This is a genomic window from Streptomyces sp. BBFR51, from assembly GCF_044591655.1.
Classification (GTDB): domain Bacteria; phylum Actinomycetota; class Actinomycetes; order Streptomycetales; family Streptomycetaceae; genus Streptomyces.
In genome coordinates this window covers 1537450-1554132 of sequence record NZ_CP172448.1, presented here as the reverse complement: position 1 = coordinate 1554132, position 16683 = coordinate 1537450, and the positions used below count along the sequence as shown (strand labels likewise).

Below are 16683 nucleotides of genomic sequence, written 5' to 3'. Positions count from 1 at the left end.
GATGCCGACCGCACCCCAGAACACCGACGAGCTGTACGAGGCGCTCCAGGAGAACCAGCGGCGCCCCTACGGCCGTACCCGCACCGTCACCGCCGAGGAACTCGTCGACGCCGCCGAGCAGTTCGCCGAGCCCCTTCCACTCGTCCGCGTCCTCCTCGAACTCCAGGAGGCGTACACCTACGGCTCGGAGCCCCGGAAGTCACCCGTCGTCTTCGCCCGCCTGCTCACCCTCTTCGACGAGCAGCCGGACATCTTCGACGAGCGGCTGCGCCACCTGCTGTTCTGGCGGTTCAAGTGGGTGGCCAACGCCCTGCGCGCGCTGCCCGAGGTACCGCTGAGCGGCCTGCGCCAGTGGCTGACCGAGATGCGCGACCGGTACGAGAAGGCCGGCTTCGGCCTCCAGCCCTACTACGGGCAGGCGTACCAGCTCGCCGCCCACATGGGCGAAGGCACCGACCTCGCCTACGAGCTGTGGGCGGGCCGCGGCCGCACCGTGCTCAGCGACTGCGAGGCCTGCGAGATCTGCGAACGCGCCCTGTACCGGCTCGCGGCGGGCGACGACGAGGGCGCGCTCGACGCCTGGGAGCCCGTCCTGGCCGGGAAGGAGTCCTGCCAGGAGGAGCCGACCCGGTCCATCTCGTACGCGCTGCTGCCCCTGCTGCGCACCGGCCGCACCGACCGGGCACGCGAACTGCACCTCGCCGGCTACCGCGGCTGCCGCCGCAACCCCGCGACGGCCGGCGAGGTCGGGCGGCACCTGGAGTTCTGCGCGCTCACCGGCAACGAGGCGCGCGGCCTGGAACTGCTCGCCGAGAACCGGAACCTGTTCGACGAGGTCGACTCGCCGCTCGACCTGCTCGACTTCCTCACCGGCGCGGAGGTCCTCCTCCAGCGCGTCGAGGCGCTCGGCCACGGCGAACTGCCCGCCGGCGGCTACGCGGGCCGCACCTGGACGGTGGCCGGACTGCGCACCGAGGTGCGGGGCCGCGCCGACGACCTCGCCGCCCGCTTCGACGCCCGGAACGAAACCGCGGCCCACACCGAGCGCCGCGGCGCCCGCCTCGAGCGCGCCCCGCTGCTGGACGCGCTGGAGCTGACCCTGCGCACCCGCGCCCTCGACGACGTGGCCCCGGCCGCCCCGGTCGCCGCTCCCGCCGCCCGTACGGCCGCCGACGTGCCCGAGTCGCTGCCCGAACTCGTGGCGCGGGCCCGGGCCTTGGACCAGCAGGGGCACCCGGACGCGCAGGCATGCTGGGCTCTGCTGCGCACCCGCGTCGCCGCCCGTGACTACACCCACCCCGACGACCCGGCCGTGGGCCCGCTCGTACGGCTGCGCGCCGACCTGCTGGCCGACGAGGCGAGCCGGGCGGGTGAGAGGGACGACTTCACCGAGGCGGCCGCCCTCCACGAGGAGGCCGCCGGCCTCTACGACGACGCCGGCGCACCGGCCCACGCGGCCATAGCCCGCGCCTGCGCCCTCCTCGCCACCGCCGAGGCAACCGCCGGGGACGACGCGGAGGCTGCGGCCGAGGGCGACTCGGAAGCTCTTGCGAGGCGCGACGCGGAGGCTGTGGCCGGGGGCCACGCCAAGGCTCCTGATGGGGGCGACGCAGAGGCCCTTGCCGGGGTTGATGCGGAGAGTCTTGTTGCGGGCGATGCGGTGACGCCTGCCGGGGCGGATGCAGGGGGTCCTGCTGGGGTTGATGCCCAGGCTCTTGCGGGAGGCGATGGACGGAGCCTTGCCGGGGCTGATGTGGTGATCTCTGCTGGGGCCGATGTGGAGATGCCGGCTGGGGCTGGTGCGGCGAGCCCTGTTGTGGCCGGCGCGGGGGTTCCGGCGGGGGTTGATGCGGTGAGCCCTGTCGAGGGCGATGTGCGGAGCCTTGCCGGGGCTGATGTGGTGATCTCTGCTGGGGCCGATGTGGAGATGCCGGCCGGGGCTGGTGCGGCGAGCCTTGCTGTGGCCGGCGCGGGGGTTCCGGCGGGGGTTGATGCGGTGAGCCCTGTCGGGGGTGATGTGCGGAGCCTTGCCGGGGCCGATGTGGAGATGCCGGCCGGGGTTGATGCGGCGAGCCTTGCTGTGGCCGGCGCGGGGGTTCCGGCGGGGGTTGATGCGGTGAGCCCTGTCGGGGGCGATGGACGGAGCCTTGCCGGGGCCGATGTGGAGATGCCGGCCGGGGTTGATGCGGCGAGCCTTGCTGTGGCCGGCGCGGGGATTCCGGCCGGGGCTGGCGCGACGCCCCCCGCCACGGCCGACGCGGAGATGCCCGCCGGGGACGGCGACGTGGTCCCCATCCCCGCCGCGACCGGGGACGGGGCCTCGGGCCAGGGCCCCGCGGGCGGCGGTGACGCGGACGGGGCGAAGGCTGCCGCGCTGGGCGCCGCCCACGTGGCCATCGTCCGTCTGCACGAGGGCACGCCCGGGCTCGCCCCCTACCAGGAGGCCCGCCTGCTGCGGCTGCGGGCGACCGCGCTCGGCCTGCGCCTGCAGACCTCGCGGAGCGAGGCGCACGTCGCACCGGTCCTCGCCGAGGCGGACCTGCTGCACGCCTTCGCCACCCGGCACGACCTCGTCGGGCAGATCGCCGGCGCCCAGCTCGTGCGGGCCAGCACCTACGCGATCTCCGGCGACCTGCCCGCCGCGCTCACCGAGGCCGACGCGCTCCTCGACCGGCTGAAGGCGCACGGCCCGGCCTGGCACCTGCCGCGCACCCTCGCACTCCGTGCCCGGCTCCGGCTCGCCCTCCAGGACGCGCAGGCCGCGCACGCGGACCTGGGCGAGGCGCTGCGCCTGGCCGCCGACTGGCCGGCCGACGCGGTCGACACCGCCCGCCTCCACGGCGACCTGGCCGAGGCCTGCATGCATCTGGGCCGCCCCGAAGAGGCACTGCGGCACCTGACGCGCTCGGCGGAGCTGACCCTGCGCCGCGGCAGCCGGTTCGACGCGTACTGCACCTACAGCAACGCGGCCCAGCTCAGCCTCGACCTCGGCCGCGTCGAGGACTGCATCGCCCTGCTCGACTCCCTGCTGGCCGAACCGGAGGTCGCCGCCGGAGAGCTGGACGACCGGCTGGCCGCCCAGCTGCGCCTGACCCGCGCCCGCGCGCTGCACACGGGCGACGACCTCAAGGCCGCCACGGCGGAGTTCGTCGCCCTCGCGGCGGAGTCGGCCGGCTGGGACGACGACCCGGGAAGCCACGCCATGATCGCCGCGGAGACGGCCGTACTCCTCGCCGAGTCCGGTGAGTTCGGCAGCGCCCGCGAGGCAGCCGACCAGGCACTCGCCGCGCACGCCCGCGACCCGCGCCACGAGCTGCTCAGCAACTGCCTGCGCGAACTGGCCCGTCTCCAGGCCCAGCAGCAGGCCCCCGAAGGACTGCCCGACGCCCTCGCCTTCCTCGCCGACGCCGCCCGCGTCGCCGACGGAGCCCGCACCGCCGGGTACGAGGCCCACGGCCGCCCCCTGGACTCCGCGCTGGCCTACGAACACGGGCGGGTCAACGCCTACGCGGGTGCCTACGAGGACGCCCTGACCGCCCTGGACCAGGCTCTCGCCCTGATCGGCGAGCCCGGCCCGGACAACGACCGCGCCGGCGAGTGGGCCGAGTGCGTCCGGCTCGCGGGCGCGGTGGAGGGCCTCTACCTGGAACGCCCCGCCCCCGCCCTCACCCGCCTCGACGCGGCGGTCTCCCGACTGACCGCCCTGGGCCACACCGAGGAGACCGAGCCGCTGACCTCGCTGGCGGCCCGGCTGCGCGACGAGGAGTAGAGGCGCCGCGAATTATTCGTCGCGGCCGCCGAGCCGCTCCCGCAGCCACTCGTGGAAGATCCCGATGTGGTGCTCCGTCGGCACCAGCACCCCACCCGCCCGGTAGGCCCGGGACGCCATGGCCGGCTGGGTCCGCTCGCAGGCCGCGAAGTCCTGGGTGTTGACCCGGTGGAACAGCTCGACCGACTTCGACAGATCGGCACCGGACGCCACGACCTCGGGCGCGTACAGCCAGTCGCACTCGACGACCGTGCGGTCCTCGGCCATCGGGAACATGCGGTGCAGGATCACGTGGTCCGGCACGAGGTTGACGAAGACCGTCGGTTTGACCGTGATGGCGTAGTAGCGGCGGTCCTGGTCCGGCGACACCTCGGGCAGCCTGCCGAAGCCCTCGCTGCCGTCGACGGTGAAGCCCTTCACCCCGTCGCCGAACCCGGCACCGTGGCCCACGTAGTACTGCGCCGCGTAGCCCTCGGCGAACTCCGGGAGCACGTCCGTGAGTTCGGGGTGGATGGTCGCGCAGTGGTAGCACTCCATGAAGTTCTCGACGATCAGCTTCCAGTTGGCCCGCACGTCGTACCTGACGCGCCGGCCCAGCGCGAGGTTCTCCGTCCCGTACTGCTCGATGGCGGCTGGATCGCCGAGCCGTTCGACGGCCGCGCCGCGCACCGTCTCCTCGAAGGAGGGCGGCTCGTCGGCCAGGCACACCCAGGCGTAGCCGAGCCACTCGCGCAGGGCGACCTCGACCAGGCCGTACGCCGACCGGTCGACGTCCGGCATCCTCGTCAGGTTGGGCGCGGCGACGAGCCTGCCGTCGAGGTCGTACGTCCACGCGTGGTACGGGCACTGGAGGGTGCGGCGCACCTCGCCGGACTCCTCCAGGCAGAGCCGGGCGCCGCGGTGGCGGCAGACGTTGAGGAAGGCGCGCAGCCCGCCCCCGCGGGTCCGCGTGACGATCACGCTCTCGCGGCCGACCTGCACGGTACGGAAGGCGCCGGGCCGCTCGAGGTCGGCGCCGCGGACCGCGCAGAACCACATCGACTCGAAGACGTGCCGCTGTTCCTGACGGAAGATCTCCGGGTCGGTGTAGTAGTGGCCCGCAAGCGTCGCGATGAGGCTGGAGGACAGGGGCGTCGTCGTCACGTGCGTACTCCTCGGGCGGGGTCGAAGAGACCGATGGGGTGCGCGGTCGTGCCCGTCAGCGCCAGATCGGCGAGGATCTCGCCCACGACGGGTACGAACTTGAAGCCGTGCCCGGAGAAGCCGCAGGCCACGGTGACCGATTCGGGGTGCGCCGGGTGGCGGGCGATGACGAAGTGCTCGTCGGGCGTGGTGGTGTACATGCAGGTCGCGGCCTTGAGGAAGGTGCCGGGCAGATCGGGGATGCGGCCGGACATGTGGTCCGCCATCGCCTCGATCTCGTCGTCGTGCACGGTGCGGTCGATGGTCTCCGGGGTCGTGACCTGCCCCTTGCGGAAGAAGGCGACCTTGGCACCCTGGGCCGGGCCGTCGATGGCCGGGAAGCCGTAGACCTGGACGCCGGCCGCGTCCTCCCAGACGTAGATCGGATGGTTCGCCGGACGGAAGGGGCGGATGCCGTCGCGCGGCTGGAACCAGTACATGATCTGCCGCTCGACGGTGAACGGCACCCCGAGGTCGGCGAGCAGCCGCGGCGCCCACGCGCCCGGGCAGATCACCAGGTGGGAAGCGGTGTAGGTGTTCTCGGCGGTGTGCACCCGCACGCCGTCCCGATAGGGCTCCCAGCGGGTCATCGGTTCGTCGAAGTGCAGGTCGGCGCCCTGCCGGGTGGCGAGCTGGAGATGCGCGGCGACCGTGTTCTCGGGGCGCAGGAGCCCGGCCTTGGCCTCGTACAGGGCGACCTCGTCGTCCTCGGGCGTGAGTGTCGGGAAGCGGCGGCGGATCTCCCGGGCGTCCAGCATCTCGTGCGGCAGGTCCCACTCGCGCGCGGAGCGCAGCGAGCCGGAGACGGTCCACGAGTCGGGGCGGCCGACCATCACTCCGCCGCAGAGCAGGGCGATGTCCCGGCCGGAGGCCCGCGCCAGGTCCTCGTACAGCTCGTAGGCGCGCAGCAGCAGCGGCACGTACGCCGGGTCCTCGAAGTACGACTGCCGGGTGATCCGGGAACCGCCGTGGCTGGAGCCCCGGTTGTGCACCGGGCCGAACTTCTCCAGGCCCAGCACACGGGTGCCGCGGGCGGAGAGGTGGTGGGCGGCGGCGCTGCCCATGCCGCCGAGACCGATGACGATCACGTCGTAGGTGGGGGACAACGGAGACCTCCTGGCGGCGGGTCAGCGGCGGATACGGGTCATCCCGGGGTCGAACAGGGGCTCGTCGGCGACGGTGGCGGGCATCTTCTCGCCGAAGTACTCCACGTGCACCCCGGTGCCGGCGGCCAGCGGAGCCGGGAGCCAGGCGTACGCGACGCAGCGGCCGAGCGTGTAGCCGTACGAGGCGCTGGTCACGTACCCGGCGGGGGCGCCGTCCACATGGACCGGCTCCTTGCCGAGGACGACGGCGGCCGGGTCGTCGAGGAGCAGGGGGGTCAGGCGCCGGTCCGGCTCGCCCGCGCGCTCCAGCGCCGCCCTGCCGACGAAGTCCGCCTTGTCCATGCGGACCGCGAAGCCGACGCCCGCCTCGTACGGGTTGTGCTCGTCCGTCATGTCGGTGCCCCAGGCGCGGTATCCCTTCTCCAGCCGCAGGGAGTTGAAGGCGGAACGCCCGGCCGCGATCACGCCGAGGTCCTGACCCGCTTCCCACAGCGTGTCCCAGAGCCTCAGTCCGAGGTCGGCGGTGGTGTACAGCTCCCAGCCGAGTTCCCCGACGTAGCTCAGGCGCATGGCGGTGACGGGTACGTGACCGACGTAGGTCTCCTTCGTGCGGAAGTAGCCGAACGCCTCGTGCGAGAAGTCGTCCGGCGTCAGCGGCTGGACGAGGTCGCGGGCGAGCGGGCCCCACACGCCGACGCAGCAGGTGCCGGAGGTGATGTCCCGGACGTGGACACCGTCGGGTGCGTGGCGCAGCAGGTGGTCCAGGTCGGCGGGGGAGTTGGCGCCGACCTGGAAGCGGTCGGGGGCGAGGCGGGCGACGGTGAGGTCGGAACGGATGCCGCCGGTCTCGTCGAGGAGGAGCGTGTAGGTGACCGCCCCCGGCTTCTTGCGGAGGTTGTTCGTGGTCATGCGGTCGAGGAAGTCGAGGGCTCCGGGGCCGGTGACCTCCAGGCGGCGCAGCGGGGTCATGTCGTACAGGGCGACCCTCTCGCGGGTGGCCCGCGCCTCGGCCGCCGCGATCGGGGACCAGTGGCGGGCCGACCAGGTGTCGCGCCCGGGAGGTCGCACCTCTTCGGCGAGGCCCGAGTTCGCCTCGTACCAGTGCGGGCGCTCCCAGCCGCCGGCCTCGAGGAAGTACGCGCCGAGTTGCTGCTGACGGGCGTGGAAGGGGCTGACCCTGAGCGGGCGTGGCCGCTCCATCGGCTGGAGCGGGTGGACGACGTCGTACACTTCGACGAACTGCTGTGAACCGCGCTCACGGATGTACGCCGGTGAACGCTGCGCCTCCTCGAAGCGCGTGAGGTCGCACTCGTGCACGTCGAGCGACGGACGCCCGTTCACCATCCACTCCGCGACGGCCTTGGCGACACCGGCCGAGTGCGTCACCCAGACCGCCTCCGCCAGCCAGAAGCCCCGCAGCGCCCGGGACTCGCCGAGGACCGGCATGCCGTCCGGGGTGAAGGAGAACACGCCGTTGAAGCCCGACTCGATCTCGGCGTCGCGCAGGGCGGGCATCAGGCGACGGCAGTCCTCCCAGCTCGGCGCCCAGTCCCGCGGCGTGAAGGGGTACGAGGACGGCATGTCCATGTTCCGGGCGCGGGCCTCGTCGTAGGGGAGGACGGCGAACGGGTCCACGGGCAGCGGACGGTGGGCGTAGGAGCCGATGCCCAGGCGGTCGGAGTGCTCACGGAAGTACAGGTCACAGTCCTGGAAACGCAGGATCGGTTTCGCGGCCTCCGCCGTGGCGCCGCTCAGGGCGGGCAGCGGCACCGTCCTCGCGTACTGGTGGGCGAGCGGTTGCAGAGGGACGTCGACGCCCGCCATGCGGCCGACGACCGGTCCCCAGAATCCGGCCGCGGAGACCACGTGGTCGGCGGGGAAGGTGCCCCGGTCCGTGACCACTCCCGTCACCCTCCCGTCCCGTCGCTCGATGCCGGTGACCGTGTGCCGGTCCAGGAATCGGGCACCGTGCGCGGTCGCGCGGTCCAGCTGGGCGCGACAGGCGTGCAGTGCGCGGGCCAGTCCGTCCCCGGGGGTGTGGAAGCCGCCGAGCACCACCGACTCGTCGATGAGCGGCCAGAGTTCCTTGCAGCGGGCGGCGCCGACGACCTCGCCGGTCACGCCCCATGCGGCGGCGTGACCGGCCCTGCGGTGCAGGTCGGCGAGGCGTTCCGGCGTGGTGGCCAGCTCCAGGCCGCCGACCTGCTGGAAGCACGGCACGCCGTCCGATTCCAGGGAGGTGAACTTCTCGACGGTGTACTGGGCGAAGGCCGTCAGGGTGCGGGACGGACTGGTCCGGAAGACGAGGCCGGGCGCGTGCGAGGTGGAGCCGCCGGGGGCGGGCAGCGGGCCCTGTTCGAGGACGGTGACGTCCGTCCAGCCCCGCGCGGTCAGCTCGTCGGCGAGGGAGCAGCCGACGATTCCGGCGCCGATGACGACCACGCGTGGCGGAGGCCTCAGGCCGTGGGCGCTCACAGGACCACCACCGAACGCAGCACCTCGCCGCGGTGCATCTTCGCCAGCGCCTCCTCCACCCGGTCCAGCGTCGTCGTCTCCGAGACGAAGGCGCCCAGGTCGAGCAGCCCGTACAGGTACTGGTCGATGAGGAAGGGGAAGTCGCGGCTGGGCAGACAGTCGCCGTACCAGGACGACTTGATCGCGCCGCCGCGCGAGAACACGTCGATGAGCGGGAGCTCGACCGTCGTGTCCGGCGTGGGCACGCCGACCTGGACCAGTACGCCCGCGTGGTCGCGCATGTAGAAGGCCTGGCGGAACGTCTCGGGCAGTCCCACGGCGTCGATCGCGATGTCCACGCCGTGGCCGTCGGTGAGGGCGCGGACCGCTTCGACGGGGTCGGTGCCCCGGGAGTCGACGGTGTGCGTGGCGCCGAACCGTTCCGCCCGGTCCAGCTTCCCGCCGTCCACGTCGACCGCGATGATCTTCATGGCGCCGTTCAGGGCGGCGCCCGCGATCGCCGCGTCGCCCACGCCGCCGCAGCCGATGACGGCGACCGAGTCGCCGCGGCCCACGCCGCCCGTGTTGACGGCGGCGCCGTAACCGGCCATCACCCCGCAGCCGACGAGCCCCGCGGCCTCGGGGCGGGCGGCCGGGTCGACCTTCACCGCCTGACCGGCGGCGACCAGCGTCTTCTCAGCGAAGGCTCCGATGCCGAGGGCTCCGGTCAGGGGAGTGCCGTCCAGCAGCGTCATCGGCCGGGCGGCGTTGCGGGAGTCGAAGCAGTACCACGGGCGGCCGCGCCGGCAGGAACGGCAGCGCCCGCAGGGCGCCCGCCAGGCCAGCACCACGTAGTCGCCCGGCGCGAGGCCGTCGACGCCCTCACCGACCGCCTCGATCGTGCCGGCCGCCTCGTGGCCGAGCAGGAACGGGAAGTCGTCCGTGACCGCGCCCTCCCGGTAGTGCAGATCCGTGTGGCAGACCCCGCAGGCCTGCACCGCGACCAGCACCTCGCCGGGCCCCGGATCCGGGACGACGATCGTCTGCACCTCGACGGGTGCGCCCCTCTTCACAGCGACTACGGCACGGACCTCGTGTGGCACGACAAGCTCCTCTGCTGTTGCGCATTGCACGATGGGTTGCGCGATGAGGAACATAGTGGGAATGCCATCAAGTGGCCGTCAAGAGGTGCGGCTCAACCCTTGGCAAAGGGAACGCGAAGGCCGAAATCCGCCGGGCGCTGCCCGCCCGCCACACCACGCCACGCCGCGCCCGCCACGCCCACCACGCACGCCACGCCGCGCCCGCCACACACCGCGGCGCGGGCCCGGAGGGTCCCCTTCGCGATCCCGGTCCCGCGCCGCCGGTACGGTCAGCCGCCGTACCCCATACGGCGGGACAGCTCGACCCCCGCCGCCAGGGTGCGCTTCGCCAGGTCCGGCAGCCGGTCCGGCGTCAGCCGGTACACCGGGCCCGAGACACTGATCGAGGCGATGACCTTGCCGTCGTGGGAACGCACGGGTGCCGCCACGGCCGCGAGCCCGATCTCCAGCTCCTCCTGGGTGATCGCGTAGCCCTGCCCGGTCACGGTCTCCAGCTCGCCCCGCAGCACCGTCGCGCCGGTGACGGTCTGCTCGGTGAACCGGTGCAGCGGACGGGCCAGCAGGCCCTCGCGCAGGGTGGGCGGCAGATGGGCGAGGAGCACCTTGCCGCTGGCGGTGGCGTGCAGCGGAGTGCGCCGGCCGAGCCAGTTCTGCGCCGTCACGGAGGCGGTGCCGCGCGCCTGCATGACGTTGACCGCCGCGTCGTCGTCCAGCACCGCGATGTTCGCCGTCTCGCCCAGTTCGTCGGCGAGTTCGCGGCAGACGGGCACGCCCTCCTGCGAGATGTCCAGCCGCACCGCCGCCGCCCCCGCGAGGCGCAGTACACCGGCGCCCAGGTAGTACTTGCCGCGCTCCTTCTCCTGGGCCACCAGGCCGCGGTTCTCCAGCACGCCGAGCAGCCGAAACGCGGTGGACTTGTGCACCTCCAGCTCGTCGGCGATCTCGGTGACACCCGCCTCCCCGTGCCGGGCGAGGATCTCCAGCACGCTCACGGCGCGGTCCACCGACTGCACGCCGCTCGCGGCGCCTCTGCCGCCCTGCTTGTTCTCCACGTGGTCCTCACCATGGTCGGGCTGCTTCTGTGTGCGGGGCATGGCTCAACTCTCACCACCTGGCGGCCCTGTGGGGACCGCATCTGCGGGAAGCCCTTGACGCCACGGGCGCCCGCCCGGATTCTGTTGCGCATAGCGCTCTCCAGTGCGCCATGTGAAACATCATGTTACCGAAGCGTCCGGATCCCGGAAGGGTACGCGTCCGCGCACCCCGCCGGACACGTTCCGGACCGAGAGGGGAGCCCATGATTCCCGTCTGCCGCCTCGAAGACCTCCCCAAGGGCGAGTCCGCCCGCGTCGGGACGAACCCGCCGATCGCCGTCTTCCACACCGACGACGGCGATCTCTACGCCATCGACGACACCTGCAGCCACCAGGACGCCTCCCTGTCCGACGGCTGGCTGGAGGGCTGCCTGGTCGAATGCCCACTGCACGCCGCCTCGTTCGACCTCCGCACCGGACTGCCCACCTGCCTCCCGGCCCGCAGGCCCGTCCGCACCCACCGGGTCACCGTCGACGACGGCTTCGTCCACGTCCATCTCGCCGCCGAGGAGGGCAACGCCGCATGAGGACCGTGACCGTCGTCGGCGCCTCGCTGTCCGGCCTGTACGCCGCCCGGGAACTGCGGGCCCAGGGGTTCGACGGCCGACTGGTGATCGTCGGCGACGAGCCCCACCGGCCCTACGACCGGCCTCCCCTCTCCAAGGACTACCTCACCGGCCGGGCCGACGAGGGCCTGCTGGCGCTCACCGACGCCGAGGAGGGCGCCGACCTGGACGCCGAGTGGCTGCTCGGCGTCCGCGCCCGCGCTCTGGACGCCCGCGGCCGTACCGTCCTGCTCGACGACGGCCGTACGGTGTCCACCGACGGGGTCGTCGTCGCCACCGGCGCCTCGGCCCGCCGCCTCACCGCGGACCGTCTCGACGGCGTACACACCCTGCGCACCCTGGACGACGCCCGCGCCCTGCGCGCGGAACTCACCCGCGGGCCACGCCGGGTGGTCGTCGTCGGCGGCGGCTTCATCGGCGCGGAGACCGCCTCCTCGTGCGCGGCCCTCGGGCACGACGTCACCGTCGTCGAGGCCGCTCCACTGCCGCTCGTGCCCCAACTCGGGCCCGAGATGGCCGCCGTGTGCGCCGCACTGCACCGCCGCGGCGGCGTCGCACTGGTCACCGGCGCCTCCGTGGCCGCACTGCACGGCACCGCGGCCGTCACCGCGGTGGCACTCGCCGACGGCCGGACGCTGCCCGCGGACGTGGTGGTCGTCGGCATCGGCGCCACGCCCAACACCGCCTGGCTGGCGAGCTCGGCACTGGTCCTGAACGACGGCGTCCTGTGCGACGACGGCTGTGTGACCTCCCTGCCGCAGGTGGTCGCCGTCGGCGACGTGGCCCGCGTCGGCGGCACGCGCGCGGAGCACTGGACCTCCGCCACGCAACAGCCCCAGGTCGCCGTGACCAACCTGCTCGCCGGGCGCACGGTGCGGAGCGCGAGCGCGGTGCCGTACTTCTGGTCCGACCAGTACGGCGCCCGCCTTCAGTTCGCCGGCCGGCGCCGGGAGGGCGACACCGTCCGTGTCACCGAGGGTGAGATCGCCGGGGGCGCGCCCACGGAGGGCGGCCTCCTCGCCCGGTACGAACGGGACGGCCGTACGGCCGCGGTGCTCGCCGTCGACCGGCCCCGCCCCTTCATGCGGGCCCGCCGCGAACTCGCCCGCCAGAGCCAGGGGATGCCGAGGACGGCCGGGGCGGTGCGGTCGGCCGTGCCGTGAAGCGCGGACGCCGGCCTGCCACTCAGGGGTGGGACAGCCGGCCCGTGCCGCCCTGCCTGCGTATCCGCTCCTGGCCCCGCTCGGCGGACCGGGCCTGGCGCCTGGCCCGGCGACGCTCGCGGCGCATGGCGCGCGCGGTGCTGCTCGGCGCCGACACCACGCCGTGCCGCTGGTTGTAGACCTGGCGCGTCACCCACACGTCCAGCACGCCCCAGGTCGCCACCACTGTGCCCGCCACACTGCCGAGCACCATCGGGAAGGCCAGCCAGGACTCCGCCATCGTGCACAGAAAGGCGACCATCGCCAGTATCAGCGTCACGGCGACGACGATTACCGCGCGAACTGCCGCCGTACGCACGGGATCCGGCAGCCGGCGGCGCCGCGCGGGCTCCTCCGTCCACAACGGCCGGTAGCCCGAGCGCTGCTCCCGCGCTTCCCGACCGTTCGATCGCTCCGGTCCTTCCCGCTCCGGCCGCTCACGCGTCGGCCGTCCACCGGCCGGCGCGCCCGGCCCGGCAGCCGGAATGTCGCGATCCGGAGCCTCGGAGGCCGATGGGGCGGTCAACCCGCCCGCACCGTCTTCCTCGGGCGCCCTGCGCCGCTCCGCCGTGCCCATCAACATGTCACTCCCCACCGCCAGCAGACAGCTCGCCCGTGCCCCAAGACACGGCTCCCCTCTGGCTGCCCGGCTTGCGCTGCTTTACGCCGCCCAGGGGCGGGATGCGGCTCCTGTGGCCGATTCCGCCTCCATTTCCCGTAGTGAAGGACGAACGACGGGTCCCCAAGATTCCCGAAAATCCCGCGCAGTCGAAGAATTTCGGCCAATCCGCCCGTCACGCCGGAACGACTCCCTCCCCTCCGTCCGCCGATCCCGGGAGGCAATCTCCCGCAATGACCGGACAACTGACCATCGCATGACCCCGGTGCGGAGGTTCGACCTCCGGATGGGTCTTCGAGTTACCTGTGCGTCAGTAGTAGGCTCGCGCCGTTTGTTGACGCACATGTGTACCCCCGCCGGTGGGGGTCGAGCTGGGGGAGGCCATGCGCTTTCGCGGGAAGTCGATCCGCCGGAAGATCGTGGCGCTGCTTCTCGTGCCGCTGGTGTCCCTCACCGCGATCTGGGCGTTCGCCACGGTACTGACGGGACGCGAGGCGGGGCGGCTGTTCAGCGTCTCGACCGTCGTCGAGGAAATCGGCTATCCGATCGAGGACACCGTCCGTGTCCTCCAGCAGGAACGCCGCCAGACCCTCGTCCACCTCGCCGACCCGCGCGCCTCCGACGGACTCGCCGCTCTGCAGCGCAGCCGCACCGCCACCGACGAGGCCGTCGCCGAGATCCGCCGCAACGCCACCGACGCCGACGTACGCGACGACCTCGGCCAGGCCGGGGAGGAGCGGCTCACCGCCGTACTGGACGCCTTCGACGGCATCGGCTCCCTGCGCCGCAGCGTCGAGGACGGCACCGTGAACCGCGCGCAGGCCCTCGGCCTCTACAACCGTCTCGTCGACCCCTGCCACGACCTGCTCGCCAATCTCGACGTCGTCGACAACGTGAATCTCGACAAGCAGTACCGCGCGCTCGTCAACGTCTCCCGCGCCCGCGAACTGCTCTCCCGCGAGGACGCCCTCCTCGGCTCCGCCCTGGTCACCGGCCGGCTCACCCGCGGCGAGATACGGGACGTCTCCGACCTGGTCGCGCAGCGCACCGTGATGTACGACATCAACCTGCCGCTGCTGCCCTCCGCCGAACGCGACCGCTACGAGCGCTTCTGGAAGAACGCCTCCTCTGCCCCCCTGCGGGTCGCCGAGGAGGCCGCCGTCGCCTCCGAGGCCGGCGCGCCCCGCGGCGTCACCGCCCAGAGCTGGGACACCGCCGTCGGCAGCGTCCTCGAGGAACTCGCCGACCTCGACGACCACGCGGCCGACCGCTACCAGGACCGGGTCGACCCGGTCGCCACGAACGTCATCGCCAAGGTCGTCATCGCCGGCGCGCTCGGCCTGATCGCCCTGCTGTACTCCGTCTTCCTGTCCGTACGCGTCGGCCGCTCCCTCATCCGCGACCTCAAGCAGCTGCGACTGGAGGCCCACGAGGCCTCCGGCGTGCGACTGCCCAGCGTGATGCGCCGCCTGTCGGCGGGCGAAGAGGTCGACGTGGAGACCGAGGTGCCGCGCCTGGAGTACGACAGGAACGAGATCGGCGAGGTCGGCCAGGCCCTCAACACCCTCCAGCGGGCCGCCGTGGAAGCGGCCGTCAAGCAGGCCGAACTCCGCGCCGGCGTCTCCGAGGTCTTCGTCAACCTCGCCCGTCGCAGCCAGGTGCTGCTGCACAAGCAGCTCACCCTGCTCGACACGATGGAGCGCAGGACCGAGGACACCGAGGAACTCGCCGACCTGTTCCGCCTGGACCACCTGACCACCCGCATGCGTCGGCACGCCGAAGGCCTGGTCATCCTCTCCGGCGCCGCACCGTCCAGGCAGTGGCGCAAGCCCGTCCAGCTGATGGACGTGGTGCGGGCCGCCGTCGCCGAGGTCGAGGACTACGAGCGCATCGAGGTCCGCAGGCTGCCGCGCATCGCCGTCACCGGACCGGCGGTCGCCGACCTCACCCACCTGGTGGCCGAACTCCTGGAGAACGCCACGGTGTTCTCGCCGCCGCACACCGCCGTGCAGGTCCTGGGCGAGCGCGTCGCCAACGGCTTCACCCTGGAGATCCACGACCGCGGACTCGGCATGGCCGCCGACGCCCTCCTCGACGCCAACCTCCGGCTGGCCGAGACGCCCGAGTTCGAGCTGTCCGACACCGACCGGCTCGGACTCTTCGTCGTCAGCCGGCTCGCCCAGCGGCAGAACGTCCGGGTGTCCCTGCAGCCCTCCCCGTACGGCGGCACCACCGCGGTCGTCTTCGTCCCCGACGCGCTGCTCACGGACGACGCCCCGGACACCAACGGCGTCGGCTTCCGCCTCGACCGCCCGCAGCACGTCAAGGAGAAGGAGCGGCAGGAGAGCCGCCGTTCCGCCCTCTCGCACGTGCCCGCACGGCTCTCGGACCGGCCGGCCCCGCTGCTGGACGGACCGGTCGAACTGGAGGCGTCCGTCGACCTGGACGCCCTCGACGACCAGGACGGCGAGCGGGGCGGCCTGTTCCGCCCGCGCCGCTCACTGGTCGCGGCGGACGACGACCGGGCGGCCCGCCGCGCCGAACGGCGACGCTCCGGGCGGGATCACGAAACCGAGCCGGCCGAGGACGGGGACGGGGACGGGGACGAGGCGAACGGACCGCTTCCGCTGCCCCGCCGCCGGACCCCCAAGCTGGTCAGCTCGCACGGGCGTCCGGTCCCGGAGCGGGCCACCCGGTACGCCCGGGACACCGGGGTCGACGCGCCGACGGCGGGCGCGGACCCCACGGAGCACCCGGCCCCGGCACAGGCACGGGAGGGCGAGCCGCCCGCCCTGCCCGCCCGCCGCCCCGCCGGCCGTACGGAGTCCGACGCGCTGCCCTCCCTCCCCGCCCGCCGCCGCGGCACGCCCCCCGCGCGCGAGGACGCTCCGTCCGGCACCGGCGCCACCGGCGCACTGCCCCGGCGCGTACGGCAGGCCAACCTGGCACCCCAGCTCAGACAGAGCCCCGAACCCTCCGCCGAGGACCGCTCCGACCCCAGCGACCGTGACGCCGAGGAAGTACGCAGCCGTATGGCCTCGCTCCAGCGCGGCTGGCAACGCGGCCGCACGGAGAACGCCGCGGGCGACGACGTCCCCGACGGCACAGCACCATCAGCACCACGAGGAACGACTAAGGGGGACGGTCGATGACCGCACCAAAGGCGACCGGCCACACCGCGACCAAGTCCGGGGAGCTGAACTGGCTCCTCGACGACCTGGTGGACCGTGTCGCGAGCATCCGCAAGGCCGTGGTCCTGTCCGGCGACGGCCTGGCGACGGGCGTGTCCAAGGACCTGACCCGGGAGGACAGCGAGCACCTGGCCGCCGTGGCGTCGGGATTCCACAGCCTCGCCAAGGGCGTGGGCCGCCACTTCGAGGCGGGCAGCGTCCGGCAGACCGTCGTGGAACTGGACGACGCCTTCCTCTTCGTCACCGCCGCCGGCGACGGCAGTTGCCTGGCCGTCCTGTCGGACGCCGACTCGGACGTCGGACAGGTCGCCTACGAGATGACCCTCCTCGTCAAGCGGGTCGGCGTGCACCTGGGCACCGCGCCGCGCACCGATCTGCCCTCGGGCGGGTAAGTGGG

General features: G+C 73.3%; 11 protein-coding genes. 5 read left to right on the top strand and 6 right to left on the bottom strand.

Going from position 1 to position 16683, the window contains the following annotated elements; genetic code table 11:
- The first annotated feature begins 1 nt into the window (after position 1).
- Positions 2-3769, top strand: a complete 3768-nt coding sequence (locus ACGH7X_RS06965) for a hypothetical protein (protein ID WP_399882666.1) — start codon at positions 2-4, stop codon at positions 3767-3769.
- A gap of 12 nt (positions 3770-3781) precedes the next feature.
- Here ACGH7X_RS06965 and ACGH7X_RS06960 read toward each other — a convergent pair whose 3' ends face one another.
- The 5 genes from ACGH7X_RS06960 to ACGH7X_RS06940 form a co-directional block, all read right to left on the bottom strand.
- Positions 3782-4912 carry an SRPBCC family protein gene (locus tag ACGH7X_RS06960; protein ID WP_399882664.1) on the bottom strand — a complete coding sequence of 377 codons (1131 nt, stop codon included), beginning with the start codon at positions 4910-4912 and terminating at the stop codon, positions 3782-3784.
- Complete coding sequence (gene solA, locus ACGH7X_RS06955) at positions 4909-6057, bottom strand: N-methyl-L-tryptophan oxidase (RefSeq protein WP_399882662.1); 1149 nt, start codon at positions 6055-6057, stop codon at positions 4909-4911. The genes ACGH7X_RS06960 and solA overlap by 4 nt, the downstream gene beginning before the upstream one ends.
- Positions 6058-6078: 21 nt before the next feature.
- Positions 6079-8532 (bottom strand): FAD-dependent oxidoreductase, encoded by a 2454-nt coding sequence (locus tag ACGH7X_RS06950; protein WP_399882660.1) that lies wholly within the window; start codon positions 8530-8532, stop codon positions 6079-6081.
- Entirely contained in the window at positions 8529-9614 is a 1086-nt protein-coding gene (locus tag ACGH7X_RS06945) for an S-(hydroxymethyl)mycothiol dehydrogenase (RefSeq protein ID WP_399882658.1), read from the bottom strand. Before ACGH7X_RS06945 ends, ACGH7X_RS06950 begins: the two co-directional genes overlap by 4 nt.
- 269 nt (positions 9615-9883) lie before the next feature.
- Positions 9884-10708: an IclR family transcriptional regulator gene (locus tag ACGH7X_RS06940; protein WP_399882656.1), complete on the bottom strand. Its 825-nt coding sequence runs from the start codon at positions 10706-10708 to the stop codon at positions 9884-9886.
- 203 nt (positions 10709-10911) lie between these two features.
- Here ACGH7X_RS06940 and ACGH7X_RS06935 point away from each other — a divergent pair, with 203 nt between their 5' ends.
- A complete protein-coding gene (locus ACGH7X_RS06935) occupies positions 10912-11235 on the top strand; it encodes a bifunctional 3-phenylpropionate/cinnamic acid dioxygenase ferredoxin subunit (RefSeq protein WP_399882654.1) in 324 nt (107 codons plus the stop codon).
- A complete protein-coding gene (locus ACGH7X_RS06930) occupies positions 11232-12437 on the top strand; it encodes an NAD(P)/FAD-dependent oxidoreductase (protein WP_399882652.1) in 1206 nt (401 codons plus the stop codon). The genes ACGH7X_RS06935 and ACGH7X_RS06930 overlap by 4 nt, the downstream gene beginning before the upstream one ends.
- Positions 12438-12459: 22 nt before the next feature.
- On the opposite strand, the gene ACGH7X_RS06925 is transcribed toward ACGH7X_RS06930, so the two are convergent.
- Entirely contained in the window at positions 12460-13059 is a 600-nt protein-coding gene (locus ACGH7X_RS06925) for a hypothetical protein (RefSeq protein ID WP_399882650.1), read from the bottom strand.
- Between the two features lie 419 nt (positions 13060-13478).
- Here ACGH7X_RS06925 and ACGH7X_RS06920 point away from each other — a divergent pair, with 419 nt between their 5' ends.
- A complete protein-coding gene (locus ACGH7X_RS06920) occupies positions 13479-16247 on the top strand; it encodes a nitrate- and nitrite sensing domain-containing protein (RefSeq protein ID WP_399882648.1) in 2769 nt (922 codons plus the stop codon).
- Positions 16244-16678 carry a roadblock/LC7 domain-containing protein gene (locus ACGH7X_RS06915; protein WP_076973433.1) on the top strand — a complete coding sequence of 145 codons (435 nt, stop codon included), beginning with the start codon at positions 16244-16246 and terminating at the stop codon, positions 16676-16678. Before ACGH7X_RS06920 ends, ACGH7X_RS06915 begins: the two co-directional genes overlap by 4 nt.
- Positions 16679-16683: the final 5 nt, after the last annotated feature.

Excerpts from the sequence above, each read along its gene's own strand:
- ACGH7X_RS06965 (WP_399882666.1), top strand. The coding sequence starts at position 2 with ATGCCGACCGCACCCCAGAACACCGACGAGCTGTACGAGGCGCTCCAG.
- ACGH7X_RS06940 (WP_399882656.1), bottom strand. The coding sequence starts at position 10,708 with ATGCCCCGCACACAGAAGCAGCCCGACCATGGTGAGGACCACGTGGAG.
- ACGH7X_RS06935 (WP_399882654.1), top strand. The coding sequence starts at position 10,912 with ATGATTCCCGTCTGCCGCCTCGAAGACCTCCCCAAGGGCGAGTCCGCC.
- ACGH7X_RS06930 (WP_399882652.1), top strand. The coding sequence starts at position 11,232 with ATGAGGACCGTGACCGTCGTCGGCGCCTCGCTGTCCGGCCTGTACGCC.
- ACGH7X_RS06925 (WP_399882650.1), bottom strand. The coding sequence starts at position 13,059 with ATGTTGATGGGCACGGCGGAGCGGCGCAGGGCGCCCGAGGAAGACGGT.
- ACGH7X_RS06920 (WP_399882648.1), top strand. The coding sequence starts at position 13,479 with ATGCGCTTTCGCGGGAAGTCGATCCGCCGGAAGATCGTGGCGCTGCTT.
- ACGH7X_RS06915 (WP_076973433.1), top strand. The coding sequence starts at position 16,244 with ATGACCGCACCAAAGGCGACCGGCCACACCGCGACCAAGTCCGGGGAG.